The organism is Natronorubrum daqingense, from assembly GCF_001971705.1.
In the GTDB taxonomy this organism is placed as follows: Archaea; Halobacteriota; Halobacteria; order Halobacteriales; family Natrialbaceae; genus Natronorubrum; species Natronorubrum daqingense.
Genome location: NZ_CP019327.1, coordinates 3166520 through 3182376, shown reverse-complemented (window position 1 = coordinate 3182376; position 15857 = coordinate 3166520). Strand labels below are relative to the sequence as shown.

Here is a 15857-nt window from a genome sequence, read left to right as displayed (position 1 = left end):
CATCTGAAGGCATCAGATGTGAAAGACTATTTTTCGTGGTAGATGAGAATATCGCCTTCTCGCAACTCAAATTCCGAGTCTGGATCGAGATATAGCTCGTCTTCCCGAGCGATGCCGATGACACGAGTGGGTTCCACCGAACAGGGATCAACCTCTGATCCGTTCACGCGTGTAATCAGGACGTTTTCGCCGCCGTGAATCGGTTCGGCAAGCACAGTAGCAGCGAGCATCCGACCGGTAATATCCGGGAGTTCAAGGACGTAATCAGCACCGGCTCGGTCAACCCGACTAAGAGCGTCACTCTCCGCTACTCTAACAAAAATTTCAGCAGTAGCGTTGAGATCTCGAATAAGCAACGTCGAATATACCGCCTGTCGATCCTCAGGGAGTGAAACGATAACGGCGTCGGAGTTCTCTACGCCCGCATCTAGCAATGTGTCTTTCTCAGTTGCATCACCAACGATGTCGACGTGGTCGCCTTCATCGGTATCCACGACAGTTGGATCCGACCCCCACGTGTCCAGTGCAGATCGAACTGTTTCTCCCACCGTTCCATGACCGAGGATAACGATCCGGTCTGACGTTTTTCCAGTCGGTATCGGATATCGTGTGGCAAGCGATTGTCCGATGACCCGTTGTGGTTGCACAATGCGATCGACTCCAGCCGAGCGGAGATACGGCCGGTGCATCTCGTCGGCGAGCGTTGCGGTTATGGGAACCGTCGGGGCTACGTCGCGGATCGCAAGCGCGACGTTTACTGTCATTTGGTCGTTACCTGCCACGATCGCAGCCTGGGCACTTTCAACGGAGGCGTTTCGGAGATCGGACTCTGATTCAGGGTCGCCATGGTATACCGTATGGCCGAGGTCGTGAAGGGTTGCCGCTCGATCAGCGTCGGGTTCGATAATCACGTACGGATGTGGATGGTCATGGGACTCGATCTGTGTTAGAAAAGCGTGGACGTGTGGAGTGTGTCCTGAGATGACGATGTGATCTTCGAGCGGCTCAATTTCGTCAAACCGTCTTTGCTGAATCAACTCTCGAAACCAAGGGACGATGATCAGTGGGAGCAGAAGAAATAGAAGCAGAATGCCAGTAAACTGCATCACTATCGTAAACAGGTTCATGATTGCCGTCTCCCACGGTGCGTCTTGCCCGTATCCTGTCGTCGTCAACGACTGGACGACAGTCTGGAGGGCACCACCGAGAGACAGATTCCGATCCTCGTACGCGGCCATTCCGTACCAGTAAGCGGCTGTGTAGACGCTCACGATTACGGCCACGATGACGACGTACAGTGCGATGCGTTGTCCGATACTCAACTTCCGGAGCCGACTTGTCATCTTCAATGGCCACTGGCTGAGTTTCATTCGCATGTCTCTACTCTCGTCTTCTCGACGAATTTGAGTCGTTCATAGGGATTAGCCGTTACACGAGTGTTATTTGTGACTTCCGTCTTCCTCCCTCATTTCAAGCATATTTAAGTGCATAATGTGCAGGTGCGTCCCGACGCCGTAGAGAAGCAAACCGAGTCCGACGAATAGCGCGGGCATCACCATTACATCGTATATCGGAATCAGGTTCGGAACCGCGAGCGCCAACAGTCCGACGAGGAAGGTCAGGACGATGATGCTGAATCCGGCTTGAAGATACCGGTAGCACGTCTTCGAATCTGGTAACAGCTCGATTTTATATTTCTCTCCCATATTCCATCTATTCTGTCAGCAATGCTTTCAACATCATCATTATCCCTTGTGACCACCGATCAGAACGAGGATCGGAACGACTCGAACCCTCGGTTAACGAGGAGCCGTAGTCGAAATTGTCGGTATCGACAAAACACGTTCGCGTACACCCAGACGAACAGGGTAAGTATTCCGGCGTCCACCGTTATTTCATCGATGTACTGCGTGTGACCTTCTTCGGTATCGGCGATTGTAATGGTGTGATCCCACTGAGAGACGAGTATTCCCTCACCCTCGTCTCGAATTTGGTATCGCTGCTCTCCGGGAGTCGTCTTGACCGTCGGCTTGGAGACGTCTATCCACTGTTTTCCGAGCGGAAGGATTCCCAGCGCACGTAACGAAACCAGGTATCGCCCATCATTCCAGATCGTCGGAAACGACTCCGGATCGAGCGGAGTGAACGTCATCAGCGGCTACGAGATAAACAGCAGCAACTCGAGTCTGAGCACTTCAATCCAGGTTCGTTCTGGCGTATACTCCAGTTCTGTCGTGATAGGTACCTGCATAGTGGAAGGCTTCGACTTCAACGGTCGCGCGGACCCCGCGGCCTTCAAGGGCTTCGAATTCGCCCACACTTGGTACAGAAAGACCTACATTCCCAAACGAGACCAAGTTTGGGGGTTCGTAAATCAACAACCCCAGTCGTCTTGCCACTCATCCATCAGTTCAATCTCTTCTTGCTGGGCGTCAATAATGTCATCTGCGAGGTCGGCAACGCGCTCTGATTCACCTTCATCCAAGACGTGTTCGGACATTGCGACGGCACCTTCGTGGTGGCGGATCATGTGTTCGGCGAACAGGCAATCGAACTCCTCGTTTTCAGCACGGCGGAGTTCCCGCCTGTCGTCGTGGGTCATCATGTGTTCTCGTGGCATCATCTCCTCCATCTCGTCGGGACCCATTCCGTCGCCCATCTCATCGTCATCGTGCATTCCATCATCCATGTCGTCGTGCATCTCGTCATCGTCGCCATCGTGCATTCCATCCCCCATTCCGTCGCCGTACATCATCTCCCCCATCTCGTGGGGCATCATGCTTCCGACCTCGTCACAACCGGCGACGCCGGCATCGTCGATCAATTCACACATGAGATCGATCTCTGCTTCTTGTTCCTCGATGATCTCTGTCCGGAGATCGAGTAATTCCTCCCGGTCGGTTCTCTCGGGGATGAGTTCAGCCATTTGAATCGCACCTTCATGATGCGGAATCATCATCCGTACGAACATGATGTCCACTTCGTTGAACTCCGAATCCTCATCAGAGCCAGTATCGTTATTTTCGTTCTCGTGGTCTTGTGTTTCGGTGGTTGTGTATCCCGCAACTCCAACTGTACTTGACGCTCCAATTGCGTAGAGGACCTGACGTCGTGTTTGATTAACCATAGTCTGTCTCACCTAAAATCAAAGCGGTTATCGATACAATCACCCATCCAACCCTCCTCGTTTACGTGATCGTTCTCGATTAATGCCATCAGGGGCGACTCCACCCAATAGCTGTATAAAAAGATGACCGGAATACGCAACCTGCGGTGGAAACCAGACTCCCTCTCTCAGTCAAGAGAACGTATGCCTGTCTAACTTGTTCCTCGTACCGATTTCACAGGATCATCGGGCCCAAATTGGTCGGTTATTCCTCCTCGACTGGCGTTTTCACGATAGTAACTGGACGTTCTGCCATATTGGCAACACGCTCAGCAACACTGCCAAGTAATCGTCTGTATTCACCGGATCGATTTTTTGACCCAACGACTGTGAGTTCGATGTCCGCTTCATCCATGTACTCTAGAATCTCTTCGTGAGGAACGCCGTGTCGAATAATGGAGTTCGTTTCCACATTCGATGATTCTGCACGGCCCGTGATATCTTCGACTGCGTCTCGACCTGCCTGTTCGAGTGCGCTCTCTAACCCTTCGAATTCGTGGACATATTCGTCTCCGGGATACGAGCTATATGCTTCAGCATCAACAACATAGAGGACGTGTAACTCAGCATCATATCGTTGTGCGGCATCAATCGCATGGTCGATTGCTTGATCAACACCTGGGCTCATGTCTGTCGGCAACAGCAGTCGATCGTACATATGTAGTCTAGGTTACAACCACGACAGTCAAATACTAAGTACCTTTGCTGAATTCGCCACTACTGCACTCGCACATTAGTTTACAATCGCAACGATAGCTCTCGATTGAGGGTGTAATAATTCCTAACCGAACATATCAGATATTCGGAAATTTCTCCAAAGGGCCGAGGTTTTCCGGGATGGAACCACTCGTTCAACTACTGAAGGAATATAATACGAGATTGCCCAAGTAGACGTTACGCGTTGACTATTCTATCAGTACTATACCGGGTTTCAAACCGGAACCGAATCAGCCACTGGTTTCGGGAGTCCGCCGTCTTAAAAGTCAGTGGGGTGATGGAGGTGTCTGAACCCGCCTCGAACGGAAGTACCGTGAGGAGTTGCGGGCGCTCGCCGAGTCCGCCGAGTACGCGATCGAGAGTTACGCCGATCGGATGCAACACCTGATGGGGCTGGCCGATCACGTCGCGGAGTCCTCCCCTTTCCAGCAGTGGCTCGCCGAGAACGGGCCGACCTCGAGTTCGACGAGCACGGCGAACCCGAGCGGATGCGGATGGATACGATCTCTCACGACTGAAATACGATAGCTTCGAGAACGTCGCGACGCTCGCCGCTGAAGCCCTCGAGAAGTGGTCGACGTCGGGCAACGATCCGACGGTACTCCGTGGCGCTGAGTTGACCTGGAAGACGCCCGGCGGCGGCAGCGAAACCGGGTTCGTCGGGGCTGTCGCCGATCGGTGAACCGGCCCACGGAGTGGCAACGCTACCCCGTTACTTCTTTTCGGCAAGTAAACTTTTTGTTTTAGATGGTTTTCACAAGTCCGATTGTATTCGATCCCTCGAGGCTGGGGTCGGCGCCGCGATCGCGCCGCACCGCTGGCGGGGTCGTTTCGCGCTGCGCGCGAACGCCCCCTTGGCGGGTGTCCCCAAGGGGACAGCGCCAAAAAATTACCCCGCCCCGCCCCCGCCTCCGAACGCAGATCTCCAGGTGAAGCACATGAATCGAGGGTTGACCCGGTCGAGCATTTAAGTAGGATAGCCCGGCCGGACTCTCGTAATGCATCACCCATAAGACAACTTGTTGATCGTATACGCGCTTTGCTGACCTTTCACGTAGGCACAAAGGAACTCCGACTGAAGAGCACGCAAATGATCTCGCAAACAAGATTACAGACCAACATGGACTCACGCCTCTGGAGGTTACTCGCCAACTCGAGGATCGAACGAAATTCCATTGGAATCGGCAGATAACAAACGATTCCTAGCGAAAGTTCCGTACAACGTATTTCGAGAGAGCTATTTTCAAGAACCAGATGGGCCCGATATTAGGCTGTGGTCACCCCATCAAAAGGAGTAAGTGGTTCTTATGCTGTTGACAGTGGCCTAATTCTTCCGTTCCGGTGTTCAAAATATAGGAGACATGGGATCGTCTCGAGTGCTTGACCACCATACAATATATTCATATGTTTCATTCAGCTCTGAATTTCAAGAGACATTCTAATTCAGTCGTTTCCCCATTTGTAGGATATTGCATTTTATTATTCACTAGTTTATATCGTCGGGGTTTTTCAACAAGTTCAAATCCAGTTTCTTTAAGCGTGATTTCTTTTAAGTAATTTGGTGTATCAATCGTTTTTCCGTATGAGGTACTCGGCCCAATAATCATACAAAAAAGACCTCCACTTGGAAGTGCCTTGTATATCTCGCTAATCCAGTCATAGGCGTCTAAGAAGTATTTTCTGAGTAAATTTGCTTTGCGTTCATGTCCCATTTCCTCAATCTCACCTGTAACACGTTTTATATCCGTATGAGGTACTTCAGGGAGATTTCGGAGTGTGCCTTGCTTGGGAGTTGTGCTACCGAAAAAATCCCGAGAGGTTTCAATCCGCTGATTACGTTGATTTTCCACATCAGGGTTGTTGAATAGACCCAACCATTCGTATTCCAATCGATGACGTCGGGAATATTCAATTGCGTTACAATAAGGCGGAGATGTGATGATCATAGATGGTGGTTCATCCACCTTGGAACATATATCAGAGAATTTTTTCGCATCTCCTTCAATCACAGAACTTTCTCCAATTTCATCTAAGGAATTTAATTGCTCATACCCCCTAGCAAGGCGATTTGAGACATTGTTAAATGAACTGCTCACGTCGAAGGTAATTCCATCGTTAAGTTCTTGTCGCCGTATCTTTGTAACTTCAAGACCACTTACTGGATCTGGATCTGCTCTCGATATTTGTCGCACCATTGCAGCAAGAGCTGTATGAACTGCATCCCTCATTTCATTAGACTCATGTTTCAGAACGTGGTGAGACTCACTTAGAAGTCGAGAATAGCCAACAGCCACATACGGATCAAACCAATGGAAAAGGTTGTATGGTATTGCATATTGGCCAACAGAGATATTCTGCTCAACTTCCTGACGTGCTCTCTCTTGGGAATAACTGCCTTTTTCTGGGAAACCACTAACTTGATCAATAATTCTATCACAGACCTCGTTAAAGGCTCCCACATCTACTGGTTTGGTCTTTGCACGAGTCATTAGTGCACTGAGAGGATCAATATCAATACAAAGAGTGTTCTTCCCAGCAACGACACTTTCAACACCAGTTGTACCAGATCCACACATTGGATCTCCAATTACTTCGTGCTCTGGGTGTTGTTGAATTATTTCGGCAATCAGTGGAGGGTGGAACTTTCCAGGAAATCGATGTGCTCGATGTGTGTACTGTCTTCTCTCGGAGAGATCAAGTGGATCAAGTTCGTCCTCCTCAATATGACTGCTCATACTAATACATCGCACTCCATGACGTCAAGGTTTCGATGAAGACCAACCGAACGCTTCCTGGATTAATTCTCTTGACTTTCTTGATTTTCACCAACAATTAGATTGTTACTTAGAGCATCATCAACTGCTTCTCTTGAATCGTCGACTTCTGTTAATATCGTATCTGCATCTGCATCAATTTCAAATTTATCATCACCCAACATCTTCACAGATTTCGTAAGAACATCTAGTGATTCTAACCGCTCCTCAATTTCCTCTCGTGTAACATCCCTCGTTCTCATTCTTTCGTCGTATGCTACCGCTCCAACTGATGGTGGGTTATTTGGATCAGTCTCCATCATTTCATGTCCAATCATGAGGATGGACTTTGTTAATTCATCATCTGGCTTCTCCTCCCAAACATCAATAATTTTGTCTGGCAGATTTTCTGGTAATACATCATTAGAAAGAACTTGTTTCGTCTCAGAATAGGTGAAAGGCTGTCTGTCATGAAGTCGAAGAAAAGTTTCAATAGCTTCGGTTGTCATCAGTGATATGTTGCTAACTGCTTCGTCATTAATTTCTGGATCTAGATTGCGTAAGAGTGCACTTCTTTGTTCATTTCTACCCTCGGTTTGGAACTCTCTTGCGATGACTATCGCCTGATCGCAATTTTGCTCACTCCTGTGTCGATTTACAGAATCAAAACTTAGCTGTGAATGTGACACAATTCCTTGTGACCCTTTTGCCTCCACTGACACTCGAAAGTTATCTCCCACTTGTGGTATTTCTATTACGCCATCATGAGTATCTGGACCACCATCCTGAGCAGCACTTAGACCGATATTTTGAAAGATATTCACAATAGCTTCTTCAAATCTTGTCCCACCAACTGTACTTGCATCGTCTAACTCAGACAACTGGTAATCTAACTCATCAGCTCCAAGATTACCAGCTGCACTTCTCAAAACAGAATCGAAAATTTGTCTACTAGCTGCTAAAGCAAGTCGGTCGGCACCATTTTTCCTCAGATACCCATAGATCAAAAGTCTTGCCGCGAGTATTTCTTTAAAGGCATCTTCGATATTTCTCGTGAAATCTGACGACCTCCTCAGTGTATCTATGAGGGGGTGTCCTTCATTAATGATCACTTGGAGTTCATCAGAATTGTACTCAACAGCTCGGTCTGTAGGTTTTAATGGCTTTACTTCGATATCGATATCATCTAAATCTAAACTCCTTTTTTCCGTTTCGTCATGGAGACCACTGACTGCATCATATGCGTAATGATTAGATCGCTCTTGTAGTCTATCAGAGAATGTACGCTGTAGTGTTTCACCAGAACTAGAACTAGAACTAGACCTACTAATTATACCAGCGTTATCTTCGTCTTCCTGATTACGTTGCTGTTGCCTTACCTCTTGAAAAGTTTGTTTGAGAATTCTTCTTGCAATATGTGTCTCCGGTTCATCCATTAACTGGTCCCTTTGAACTCGAATAACCTCATCTAGCCCGGGCATTTCAAATTCAGCTAAAAACTGAGCCCAGGTCGAAAAGCTCAATGGTTCTAATCCAAAGAGCGGATCTGATTTATTAATAAGCTTTCCGCGAACATTGACACGAAAACCGTGATCCTGGAAGCCTCTTTCTCGACGCTTGTCTGTTGTAAGAGACCTGTCGAAATAGCGTCCCTGGCCAGATACGGGACCTAGTATGGGTACCTCAATTCCAGCAATCCTTTCGTTCGTGTCTTGAGGGTCGCTGAAAGTTGTCCTCGTGACCTCATATAATTCTTCACTCACATCATCAGGGCCGATACTCTTCCTTGAAGACCAGTAATTCTTTAATGTTGTCTCAATCCTATCAATCATCACATCTTCAGTTACATCAACATTAAATATCTCTTCGCCGTTAGGCTCTCTTTCAGATATTTTTTCTTGGTTTAAATATGCAGAGAAGTTTGTTGAAGTTGGTATAGCTGTGCGAATCATGTTTTTCAGATGCCAAGGTTGCAGATCGGTACCAGTATTTCTTTCTGGGATGTCTTCTACTACTGCTAAAGTCCAACTATCCCAATTATTTTCCCATGGGTCTGGAATGTTAGTAAAAAAGCGATTCAAATGGTCTCGCGCTTCACTAGCTTGAAACTCATATACATCAAAGTCATCATCTTCCGTTTCCTCCTTTAATCGGTCTTGATGGACGGAGACTATACGTGTTTTCCCATTCTTAGTTGCAACATAAGTTAACCTAGATCCGAGCGCAAATGAGGCTAACTTACCAACACCAAACTTTCCAATCTGTTGTCGATCACCACTCACACGATCCTCATCATCACCCTGGGATTTTCGACTAGAAGCTACTTTCCAAAGCCATTCAAGTCCGTCCATGTCCATTGAATGTCCATCATCCAAGACATACAGCCCGTCATCTACATCATTAGGAGTATGAATGTAACACTCTTTGGCATTAGCATCGTAGCTATTACAAACAAGTTCTTCAATGGCTCTGCGAGGGTTATCGTATAATTGTTTGGAAAACTGCCTTATAATACGGAAACTGATATCTATATCGATTGAATCCTCCGTATCACCAAATTCTTGGGCAGTATCATATAATGATTCGTGGGTTTGCCGTTCATCTTGTCTGGACATATTAGCAAAAAGTCAGGCAGACAAATTAATGTTTTTGGCAGTCATATCGAGTCGGAATCGCTACCAGCGATATTTATCCCTGGGGTTGCAGGTCGACAAATCCCGTTTCCTGAATATGCACACGAGACCGAGAACGCCGTGTGCATATTAGGCGACGATCGCCCCGACGGTGCCGTCGACCACTCGGAGAGAATGACAAGAGATCCCGATTATGGGCTATGAGCGCGGTTGAGTAAGTCGAAACAACGAGGATTCGAGGGGGCGTGTGTCCGAGTATGCGAATCCGAACCGACGGTGATTATGCACACCGGATGGACGCGATTGAACGCGCAGCCCGCTTCTATGACTGTACCAAGACTCGAGCAGTGGGTAGCGCCTGTGAGGCCGTGGCCCAGCTGAGTGTAGCCACACGCCAGGTCCTCGGGCGCGACGATCACTCACGAGCAGCGCCAAGAGATCGCCGAGACACTCTCGACGAGAGCCGTCACCTTTGAAATCGACTCCGAGATTGTCGTTGATACTGAGTAGGTCAACGGGATTGGTTCGATTCAGTTCCACCAGTAGGCTTTTGGAATTAGCCCAGCAATCGTACAGTATGAGTCTCACAACCGACGACTTCGCTGAATTCATGGCTGGAGACCCTGAGGATGACGAAGAGGTCCCGCTCGGGGATGCACTCTCCGAGTTAGCCGTCGACGTGGACGTTGATGCAGTCGAAGAGGTCCGTGACGTTCGCGAACGACTATGAAGATTTTTCGACACGAACGTTCTTGTCGCTGCTGTCACTCACGATACCGACAAGTCTGAAACAGCCGTTCGTGTTCTCAACGAGTTCGATGAGACACATACGTCAGTTCTGAACCTTATGGAACTTCGATCAGTACTCTCGAAAAAGAAGCAATTTGAACGTGAGCACGTTGAACGGATCGAACAGCGTATCAGTTCCCGAACAACCGTTACGTTCCCAGATGCATGAGATATGGTCGAAGCAAACCAGCTTCAGAAAGATACGCTGCTCTATCCGATGGATGCACTTGTTCTCGCCGCTGTGAACGCTGTTGACGCAACGCTTGTCTCGTTCGACGGGGAGTTGCAAGAACACGGCGCGGTGCTCCCACAGGATCGTATCTGATCTTCTGGCCCGGCTAAAAGACCGATTCAATCGCTATTTTTGCCTGTTCGGTCCCGCGGTGATCGCCGCCACCTTACCACCTGAGCAGCGGCAGGTTCGACGCTTTGCATATCTTGTCTTTGACGACTGTGCAGCCAGAGCGCCCGTGTGGTCGGTAGACGACGAAAGAGTACCAGCCGTCGTGTCGTCGCAGCTTGTCCTGGTAGGCCTTGTAGACCGTGAAGTTCCCCCGGCTGGCCGTTGCTGTGCTCGAGCATCGTCGATTCGATTTCGACTGGCGTTCCGTTCTGAAACGTGACGTCGTGGCAACTGGCCAGATCGAGGGTGAACCGTCGGTTCGTGGCCATCCGCTACTCGCAGATCGTGCCGAAGTGGGTCGCGCGTTTCGATCGGTTCATCGCGAACGGACAGCATTCGCGATGGTCACTGGTTCCGACCACACGAACCGTGGCTCTCGAGCATGTGCTCGGAACCGAACCGCTGGCGCGCGCCATGCATACGCGCTCGCCGCGCGCCGATATATCAATTTTTCCAGAGGTGTCGACAGCGCTCATCGGTTGCGTCGCTCCCCCAGGGAGCGAGCGATAGGGCAGACGGTGCGGTTCAGTTTATTTGAATAACGTTTCCGTTCGACGTGATGTGTATATCTCGCCCGAGCGTGTAGCCTTGATCGGTCGCGAGATCGACGTATCCCGAAAGTCCACTGAGATCCTGGTGGGCCGGGATGATGTTCTCCGGTTGAAGCGCATCGAGCATCGTGTAGTGGCCTTCCTGACAGAGGTGGCCCGAAACGTGGATGTCGGAGTAGACACGCGCTCCTTGCATGGCGAGCAATTTCTCCGCTTGATAGCGTTGGCCCTCGTTGGTTGGCTCGGGGATTACGCGTGCGGAGTACACCACCTTGTCGCCGGGCTCGAGTTCGAACTCGGTTTCGCCACGAGCCATTCGCGTGAGTAGGGCTCGCGGTTCGCCTTGGTGGCCCGTGACGATCGGCAGGAAGTTCTCTTTGCCCTCGTTCATGATCCGCTCTAAGGTCTGTTCGATGGAGCGACGGTAGCCAACCATTTCGACGTCCGATGGGAAATCGACGCCGATCTGCTTGGCGGTTCCCGAGTACGTTTCCATCGATCGGCCGAGCAAGATCGGCGTCCGTCCGATATCTCGAGCAAATTCGATGAGCGATTTGACTCGAGCGATATGGCTCGAGAACGTCGATGCGAGGATTGCACCGTCGTAGTCCTCCATGCTGTATAGGACGTCTCGGAGGTGTTCTCGCGCGACGTTCTCGCTGGGAGTTCTACCCTTCTTGTTCGCGTTCGTACAGTCTTCGATGTAACAGAGGACGCCTTCACGGCCGATCTCACGGAAGCGATCCATATCGATCGGGTCGCCGATGACAGGGTTGTGGTCCATACGCTTGTCGAGTCCGTAGACGATCGCCCCCTCGGGCGTGTGCAAGACCGGGTTGATCGCCTGGATGATCGAGTGGGTGACGTTGACGAATTCGAGTTCACAGCCGTGGTCACCGATCGTCATCGTTTCGCCGGCCTCCATTTTGACGAGATCGTTGTCGAGATCGAACTTCTGCTCTTCTTCGGCATCGTCGCTTACGAGTTCGATCGTGAACGGTGTTCCGACGATGGGTGCGTCGTATCGATGAGCGAGTTTGCTGATCGCCCCGATGTGATCGAGGTGGCCGTGCGTCGGGACGATCGCCTGAACGTCGCCCTCTAAGTCGCTCATGACCCGGTCGTCGGGGATCGCACCCATGTCGATCAGATCGAGACTGTGCATCCCTTCGGTTCGGATATTATCGTGAATGAGGACCTTCGAAAGGTTCAGTCCCATGTCGAAGATCACGATATCGTCACCGGCGCGGACGGCAGTCATCTGCCGTCCGACTTCTTCGTAGCCGCCAATCGTCGCAATTTCAATTTCCATTGGTAAACCCGATCATAGCAGTCCGTACGACACAGCCTCGCAGCCAGACTGGCCGCCTCGTGGGAATCCGAACGGTCAGTAACGTGAGCGAGCAAGTCGAACACGTCCGTGGCGGTTCCAAAATCGAACGTTCGGTCCCGACTGTGCCAAGGACAGCGCCTCTTTCGGTTAGGTGGATAACGGCCTTCCACACGTAAGTACTCCCGGATTACGAGAGTGTAGAGCGGAGAGATGAGCGAGGAAATCGAACCACAAAACATATTCCGCTATCGAGTGACCGATCTTGTAGGTAGGTGGACAACGGGTAGGGGTATCCGTAGGTTATGTCCACCGATTTATCACCATCTAGAGACACATATATCACCCATCTGATAGGGTTCTTACCAACGACGTGCTGCAAGATCGAACCTAGAGTGTATCCGAAATGGATTCGTCCGGTATTCAGCTTCGAACTGGACGAAACGCCCATCCATCGTTTCGAAAACACCCGGTCTCAACCCTGAACCGAACCAGCCACTGGGTCCGGTGCCCACCGTCTGGCGATAGGAGCGAAACGGTCGACTCGAGGAGAGACCGGAGACGAAGCGTTTATCCACGGTTTCACGCCACTACTCACCATGCTCGAGGCAGTCCAAATTCGCGCCCAGACCTATTTCGAGGAGGCCCCACCAGCACACGATTGGCACCACGTCGAACGCGTCGACGCGCTGGCCTCGAGACTGATCAGCGACCATCCGGAGTCAGGTTCCATCGACGAGACCGTCGTCACACTCGCCGTGGCCCTCCACGATATCGGCCGGGAACGGGAGGATCGCGGCGAGATCGACGATCACGCGAGTTGGGGAGCCACGGAAGCGGGACGGATACTCGAATCCCACGACGTCTCGTCGGACACCGTCGAACACGTAGAGCAGTGTATTCGCGCTCACCGATACTCGAACGCGATCGAACCGGAGACGCTCGAGGCCGAAATCGTCAGCGATGCGGACAACCTCGACGCGTTGGGTGCCGTCGGGGTCGCGCGGGTGTTCGCCCACGGCGGCACGCTCGAGGAGGCGATGCACGATCCTGCCGTCCCGGTCGCCGAGGACGAGACGGTGTCGGGGAAGACGCAGTACAACCACCTCCACAAGAAGATCCTCGACCTGCCCGAGCGGATGTACACCGACGTCGGTCGGGAACTCGCGACGGAGCGGGCACAGTTCGTGCGAACGTTCCTCGAGCAATTCGATGCGGAACGTGCCGGTGAGCGGTAGGTGGATATCTGGTCGCGGGAACCTCGAATCGAGACCGTTCAGCGAGAAGACTCGAGGCACCGGCCGACTCGAGAGCGCTCAGCATGAAGAGACGAGTGAGAGGGGGAGACGGACGAGGGACGGCCACGAACTCGACAGTCACTGCAGCGAGTCAGTTCAATTTTGGATAGCGTCATTGCGACAGACGGCACGGCGTTTTTCAGTCGCTCTGTCGTATTATTGTGTGCCGAGGTGAGACCGATGCAAGAGACGACAATCGACGGATCCGTTCCGGATCCACTCGAGACGGTGGTTGCAACGCTCGCCGCGGCATCGCGATACGACGTCCTGCTGGGAATTATTCCCGTTGCATACGCGAGCGCGATACTCGTGGCGGGACTCTCGAGCGTTCCACTCGTAGTGACGATGCTCGTCGCGTCACTCGTCGGCGTGGTCGTGATCGCCGACGCGTGTTACCTCAATCCGCCGACTGAGGCGCGCTCGTAGGGCCCCAGCAGATTCTCACGGTGTGTATCGGACCCGACCGAGAAAAAGCGAGTCGACTGCTGTCTCGAGGTGGTCACGCGGGCGGTCGTGTTCGAGACGACGAACCGTCGAGATAGCCTCGTGTGTCGCCCCGGAACCCTTTTACAACTCTCGCGTCTAATCGGATACAACGATGGGACTGGGCTCGGATATGTACCGACAGCAGATTCTCGACCACTACAAGAACCCGCGTAACTACGGGCAACTCGAGGATCCAACGTTTACCCACATCGGCGAGAACCCGATGTGCGGTGACGAGATTCGGATGGACGTCGTCCTCGCCGACGACGAGGAGACGATCGAACGCGTGGCCTTCTCCGGTGATGGCTGTGCGATCAGTCAAGCCTCGGCGAGCATGCTCTCGACTGAGCTCGCAGGCAAGACGGTCGACGAACTACTCGAGATGGATCGCGACGACGTCATCGACATGCTCGGCGTCGACATCTCGCCGATGCGAGTCAAGTGTGCCGTGTTGGCGGAGAAGGTCGCCCAGGACGGCGCGGAGATTTACCAGGGCGAACTCGACGTCGAGAAGACGACGACCGAAGACTAACGGAACCGTTCGACGCCAGTCACCCGGCCGCTTTTCGCTGCGTCTGAGAAACACAGCACCGAGCGTGACGCTCGAGAGACGCCTCTCGAGTTTCACGCGAAAATCGAAAATCGAACGGTGTGGTTGTTACTCTGGCTTCAGGCCACCGTCTTGGACGCGCATGACGCCCTCGCCGTCGGCGAGGTTTGGCGCGTCGACGAGGCGGACGATTCGTTTGTCGCCTTTGGATTTGCGGAGGTAGATTCGGAAGGTGGACTTGTGGCCGAGGATGTTGCCACCGATCGGCTGCGTTGGGTCGCCGAAGAACGAGTCGGGGTTCGAGGCGACCTGGTTCGTCACGATCACGGCGGCGTTGTAGAGGTTTCCGACCTTGTCGAGGTCGTGGAGGTGCTTGTTGAGTTTCTGCTGTCGGTCTGCGAGCTGGCCACGACCGACGTACTCAGCACGGAAGTGAGCGGTCAGCGAGTCGACTGCGAGCAGTCGGACGGGGTACTCCGAGTCCTCGTGTTCGCTGGCCAGTTCCTTCGCCTTCTCGGCGAGCAGCATCTGGTGGTTGGAGTTGAACGCCTTCGCGACGTGGATCTTGTCGAGGATGTCCTCGATGAGTTCGTCGACGGCGGCCTCGTCGTCGGCCGAGCCCTCCATTTCGCGGTCCTCGAGGGTCGCGTTGATCGCTTCGTCTGGCAGTCCACGAACCATGTCGTCGATTCGCTCCGGTCGGAACGTGTCCTCACTGTCTACGAAAATCGCGCTGCCGTGGAGGCCGCCGACTTCCTTGGGAAGCTGGACGTTGACGGCCATCTGGTGGGTGACCTGGGACTTCCCGGATCCGAACTCGCCGTAGACTTCGGTGATCGACTGGGTCTCGATTCCGCCACCGAGGAGGTCGTCGACCTCGTCGATGTGCCAGCTTAGCTTGCCGATTTCGTTTCGTCGCTCGAGCACGGTTGTACCGGTCTCGAAGCCGCCGATGTCGGCGGCGTCACGAGCGGCACGGACGATGTCGGAGGCCGTCGACTCGCCGACGTCGGCCGTGTTCGAGAGTTCCGACGGCGAGGCAACGGCCAGGCTCTGGAAGGATTCGAAGCCTGCGTCGTGGAGTTTGTCTGCGGTTGCCGGTCCAACGCCGGGAAGTGTTTCGAGATCTGCTTCGGGCATACTCCCTGCTTGTGCCGGACCCCCCATAAACCCTCGTTAAC

The 15857-nt window shown here is 52.2% G+C and carries 13 protein-coding genes and 4 pseudogenes; 7 read left to right on the top strand and 10 right to left on the bottom strand.

What is annotated here, in order from left to right:
• Nucleotides 1-26: 26 nt before the first annotated feature.
• The 5 genes from BB347_RS15380 to BB347_RS15360 all read right to left on the bottom strand — a co-directional run bounded on the left by BB347_RS15380 (nucleotide 27) and on the right by BB347_RS15360 (nucleotide 3824).
• Entirely contained in the window at nucleotides 27-1370 is a 1344-nt protein-coding gene (locus BB347_RS15380) for a potassium channel family protein (protein WP_077202643.1), read from the bottom strand.
• Nucleotides 1371-1439: 69 nt separating this feature from the next.
• Nucleotides 1440-1706, bottom strand: a complete 267-nt coding sequence (locus BB347_RS15375) for a hypothetical protein (RefSeq protein WP_076582581.1) — start codon at nucleotides 1704-1706, stop codon at nucleotides 1440-1442.
• 59 nt (nucleotides 1707-1765) lie between these two features.
• On the bottom strand, nucleotides 1766-2152 hold the full coding sequence (locus BB347_RS15370) for a hypothetical protein (protein ID WP_083687771.1): 387 nt from the start codon (nucleotides 2150-2152) through the stop codon (nucleotides 1766-1768).
• 222 nt (nucleotides 2153-2374) lie between these two features.
• Nucleotides 2375-2980: a DUF305 domain-containing protein gene (locus BB347_RS15365; protein ID WP_236996006.1), complete on the bottom strand. Its 606-nt coding sequence runs from the start codon at nucleotides 2978-2980 to the stop codon at nucleotides 2375-2377.
• Nucleotides 2981-3371: 391 nt separating this feature from the next.
• Nucleotides 3372-3824, bottom strand: a complete 453-nt coding sequence (locus tag BB347_RS15360) for a universal stress protein (protein ID WP_076582584.1) — start codon at nucleotides 3822-3824, stop codon at nucleotides 3372-3374.
• Between the two features lie 362 nt (nucleotides 3825-4186).
• On the opposite strand from BB347_RS15360, the pseudogene BB347_RS19665 reads away from it, so the two are divergent.
• Nucleotides 4187-4565 (top strand): annotated as a pseudogene (locus BB347_RS19665) (DNA-binding protein); the annotation flags it as partial.
• A 727-nt stretch (nucleotides 4566-5292) separates the two neighbouring features.
• Here BB347_RS19665 and BB347_RS19040 read toward each other — a convergent pair.
• Both BB347_RS19040 and BB347_RS15345 read right to left on the bottom strand, forming a co-directional pair.
• Nucleotides 5293-6618, bottom strand: coding sequence for a TRM11 family methyltransferase (locus tag BB347_RS19040; RefSeq protein WP_139327034.1), 1326 nt, complete (start codon nucleotides 6616-6618; stop codon nucleotides 5293-5295).
• 62 nt (nucleotides 6619-6680) lie between these two features.
• Nucleotides 6681-9251, bottom strand: coding sequence for an ATP-binding protein (locus tag BB347_RS15345; protein ID WP_076582587.1), 2571 nt, complete (start codon nucleotides 9249-9251; stop codon nucleotides 6681-6683).
• A gap of 275 nt (nucleotides 9252-9526) precedes the next feature.
• On the opposite strand from BB347_RS15345, the pseudogene BB347_RS19660 reads away from it, so the two are divergent.
• From BB347_RS19660 to BB347_RS19950, 3 genes and pseudogenes are all read left to right on the top strand, one after another.
• Nucleotides 9527-9779: pseudogene (locus tag BB347_RS19660) on the top strand (DUF7692 domain-containing protein).
• 67 nt (nucleotides 9780-9846) lie between these two features.
• Nucleotides 9847-9999, top strand: coding sequence for a hypothetical protein (locus BB347_RS19655; protein WP_168170966.1), 153 nt, complete (start codon nucleotides 9847-9849; stop codon nucleotides 9997-9999).
• A gap of 3 nt (nucleotides 10000-10002) precedes the next feature.
• Nucleotides 10003-10383 (top strand): annotated as a pseudogene (locus BB347_RS19950) (type II toxin-antitoxin system VapC family toxin); the annotation flags it as partial.
• A gap of 73 nt (nucleotides 10384-10456) precedes the next feature.
• Here BB347_RS19950 and BB347_RS19640 read toward each other — a convergent pair.
• Both BB347_RS19640 and BB347_RS15325 read right to left on the bottom strand, forming a co-directional pair.
• Nucleotides 10457-10730, bottom strand: a pseudogene (locus tag BB347_RS19640) (hypothetical protein).
• A 256-nt stretch (nucleotides 10731-10986) separates the two neighbouring features.
• Nucleotides 10987-12324 carry an RNase J family beta-CASP ribonuclease gene (locus BB347_RS15325; RefSeq protein WP_076582589.1) on the bottom strand — a complete coding sequence of 446 codons (1338 nt, stop codon included), beginning with the start codon at nucleotides 12322-12324 and terminating at the stop codon, nucleotides 10987-10989.
• 617 nt (nucleotides 12325-12941) lie between these two features.
• On the opposite strand from BB347_RS15325, the gene BB347_RS15320 reads away from it, so the two are divergent.
• From BB347_RS15320 to sufU, 3 genes are all read left to right on the top strand, one after another.
• Nucleotides 12942-13580, top strand: coding sequence for an HD domain-containing protein (locus BB347_RS15320; protein ID WP_076582591.1), 639 nt, complete (start codon nucleotides 12942-12944; stop codon nucleotides 13578-13580).
• A 240-nt stretch (nucleotides 13581-13820) separates the two neighbouring features.
• Complete coding sequence (locus BB347_RS15315) at nucleotides 13821-14066, top strand: hypothetical protein (protein ID WP_076582593.1); 246 nt, start codon at nucleotides 13821-13823, stop codon at nucleotides 14064-14066.
• Nucleotides 14067-14238: 172 nt separating this feature from the next.
• Nucleotides 14239-14658, top strand: coding sequence for a Fe-S cluster assembly sulfur transfer protein SufU (gene sufU / locus BB347_RS15310; RefSeq protein ID WP_076582594.1), 420 nt, complete (start codon nucleotides 14239-14241; stop codon nucleotides 14656-14658).
• Between the two features lie 126 nt (nucleotides 14659-14784).
• Here sufU and radA read toward each other — a convergent pair whose 3' ends face one another.
• Entirely contained in the window at nucleotides 14785-15816 is a 1032-nt protein-coding gene (gene radA, locus BB347_RS15305) for a DNA repair and recombination protein RadA (protein WP_076582596.1), read from the bottom strand.
• Nucleotides 15817-15857: the final 41 nt, after the last annotated feature.

What these genes read in the sequence shown, in the direction of transcription:
- BB347_RS19655 (WP_168170966.1), top strand. Translation starts at nt 9,847, where the DNA reads ATGAGTCTCACAACCGACGACTTCGCTGAATTCATGGCTGGAGACCCT.
- BB347_RS15380 (WP_077202643.1), bottom strand. Translation starts at nt 1,370, where the DNA reads ATGAAACTCAGCCAGTGGCCATTGAAGATGACAAGTCGGCTCCGGAAG.
- BB347_RS19040 (WP_139327034.1), bottom strand. Translation starts at nt 6,618, where the DNA reads ATGAGCAGTCATATTGAGGAGGACGAACTTGATCCACTTGATCTCTCC.
- radA (WP_076582596.1), bottom strand. Translation starts at nt 15,816, where the DNA reads ATGCCCGAAGCAGATCTCGAAACACTTCCCGGCGTTGGACCGGCAACC.
- BB347_RS15315 (WP_076582593.1), top strand. Translation starts at nt 13,821, where the DNA reads ATGCAAGAGACGACAATCGACGGATCCGTTCCGGATCCACTCGAGACG.
- BB347_RS15320 (WP_076582591.1), top strand. Translation starts at nt 12,942, where the DNA reads ATGCTCGAGGCAGTCCAAATTCGCGCCCAGACCTATTTCGAGGAGGCC.
- BB347_RS15325 (WP_076582589.1), bottom strand. Translation starts at nt 12,324, where the DNA reads ATGGAAATTGAAATTGCGACGATTGGCGGCTACGAAGAAGTCGGACGG.
- BB347_RS15370 (WP_083687771.1), bottom strand. Translation starts at nt 2,152, where the DNA reads ATGACGTTCACTCCGCTCGATCCGGAGTCGTTTCCGACGATCTGGAAT.
- BB347_RS15360 (WP_076582584.1), bottom strand. Translation starts at nt 3,824, where the DNA reads ATGTACGATCGACTGCTGTTGCCGACAGACATGAGCCCAGGTGTTGAT.
- BB347_RS15375 (WP_076582581.1), bottom strand. Translation starts at nt 1,706, where the DNA reads ATGGGAGAGAAATATAAAATCGAGCTGTTACCAGATTCGAAGACGTGC.
- sufU (WP_076582594.1), top strand. Translation starts at nt 14,239, where the DNA reads ATGGGACTGGGCTCGGATATGTACCGACAGCAGATTCTCGACCACTAC.
- BB347_RS15345 (WP_076582587.1), bottom strand. Translation starts at nt 9,251, where the DNA reads ATGTCCAGACAAGATGAACGGCAAACCCACGAATCATTATATGATACT.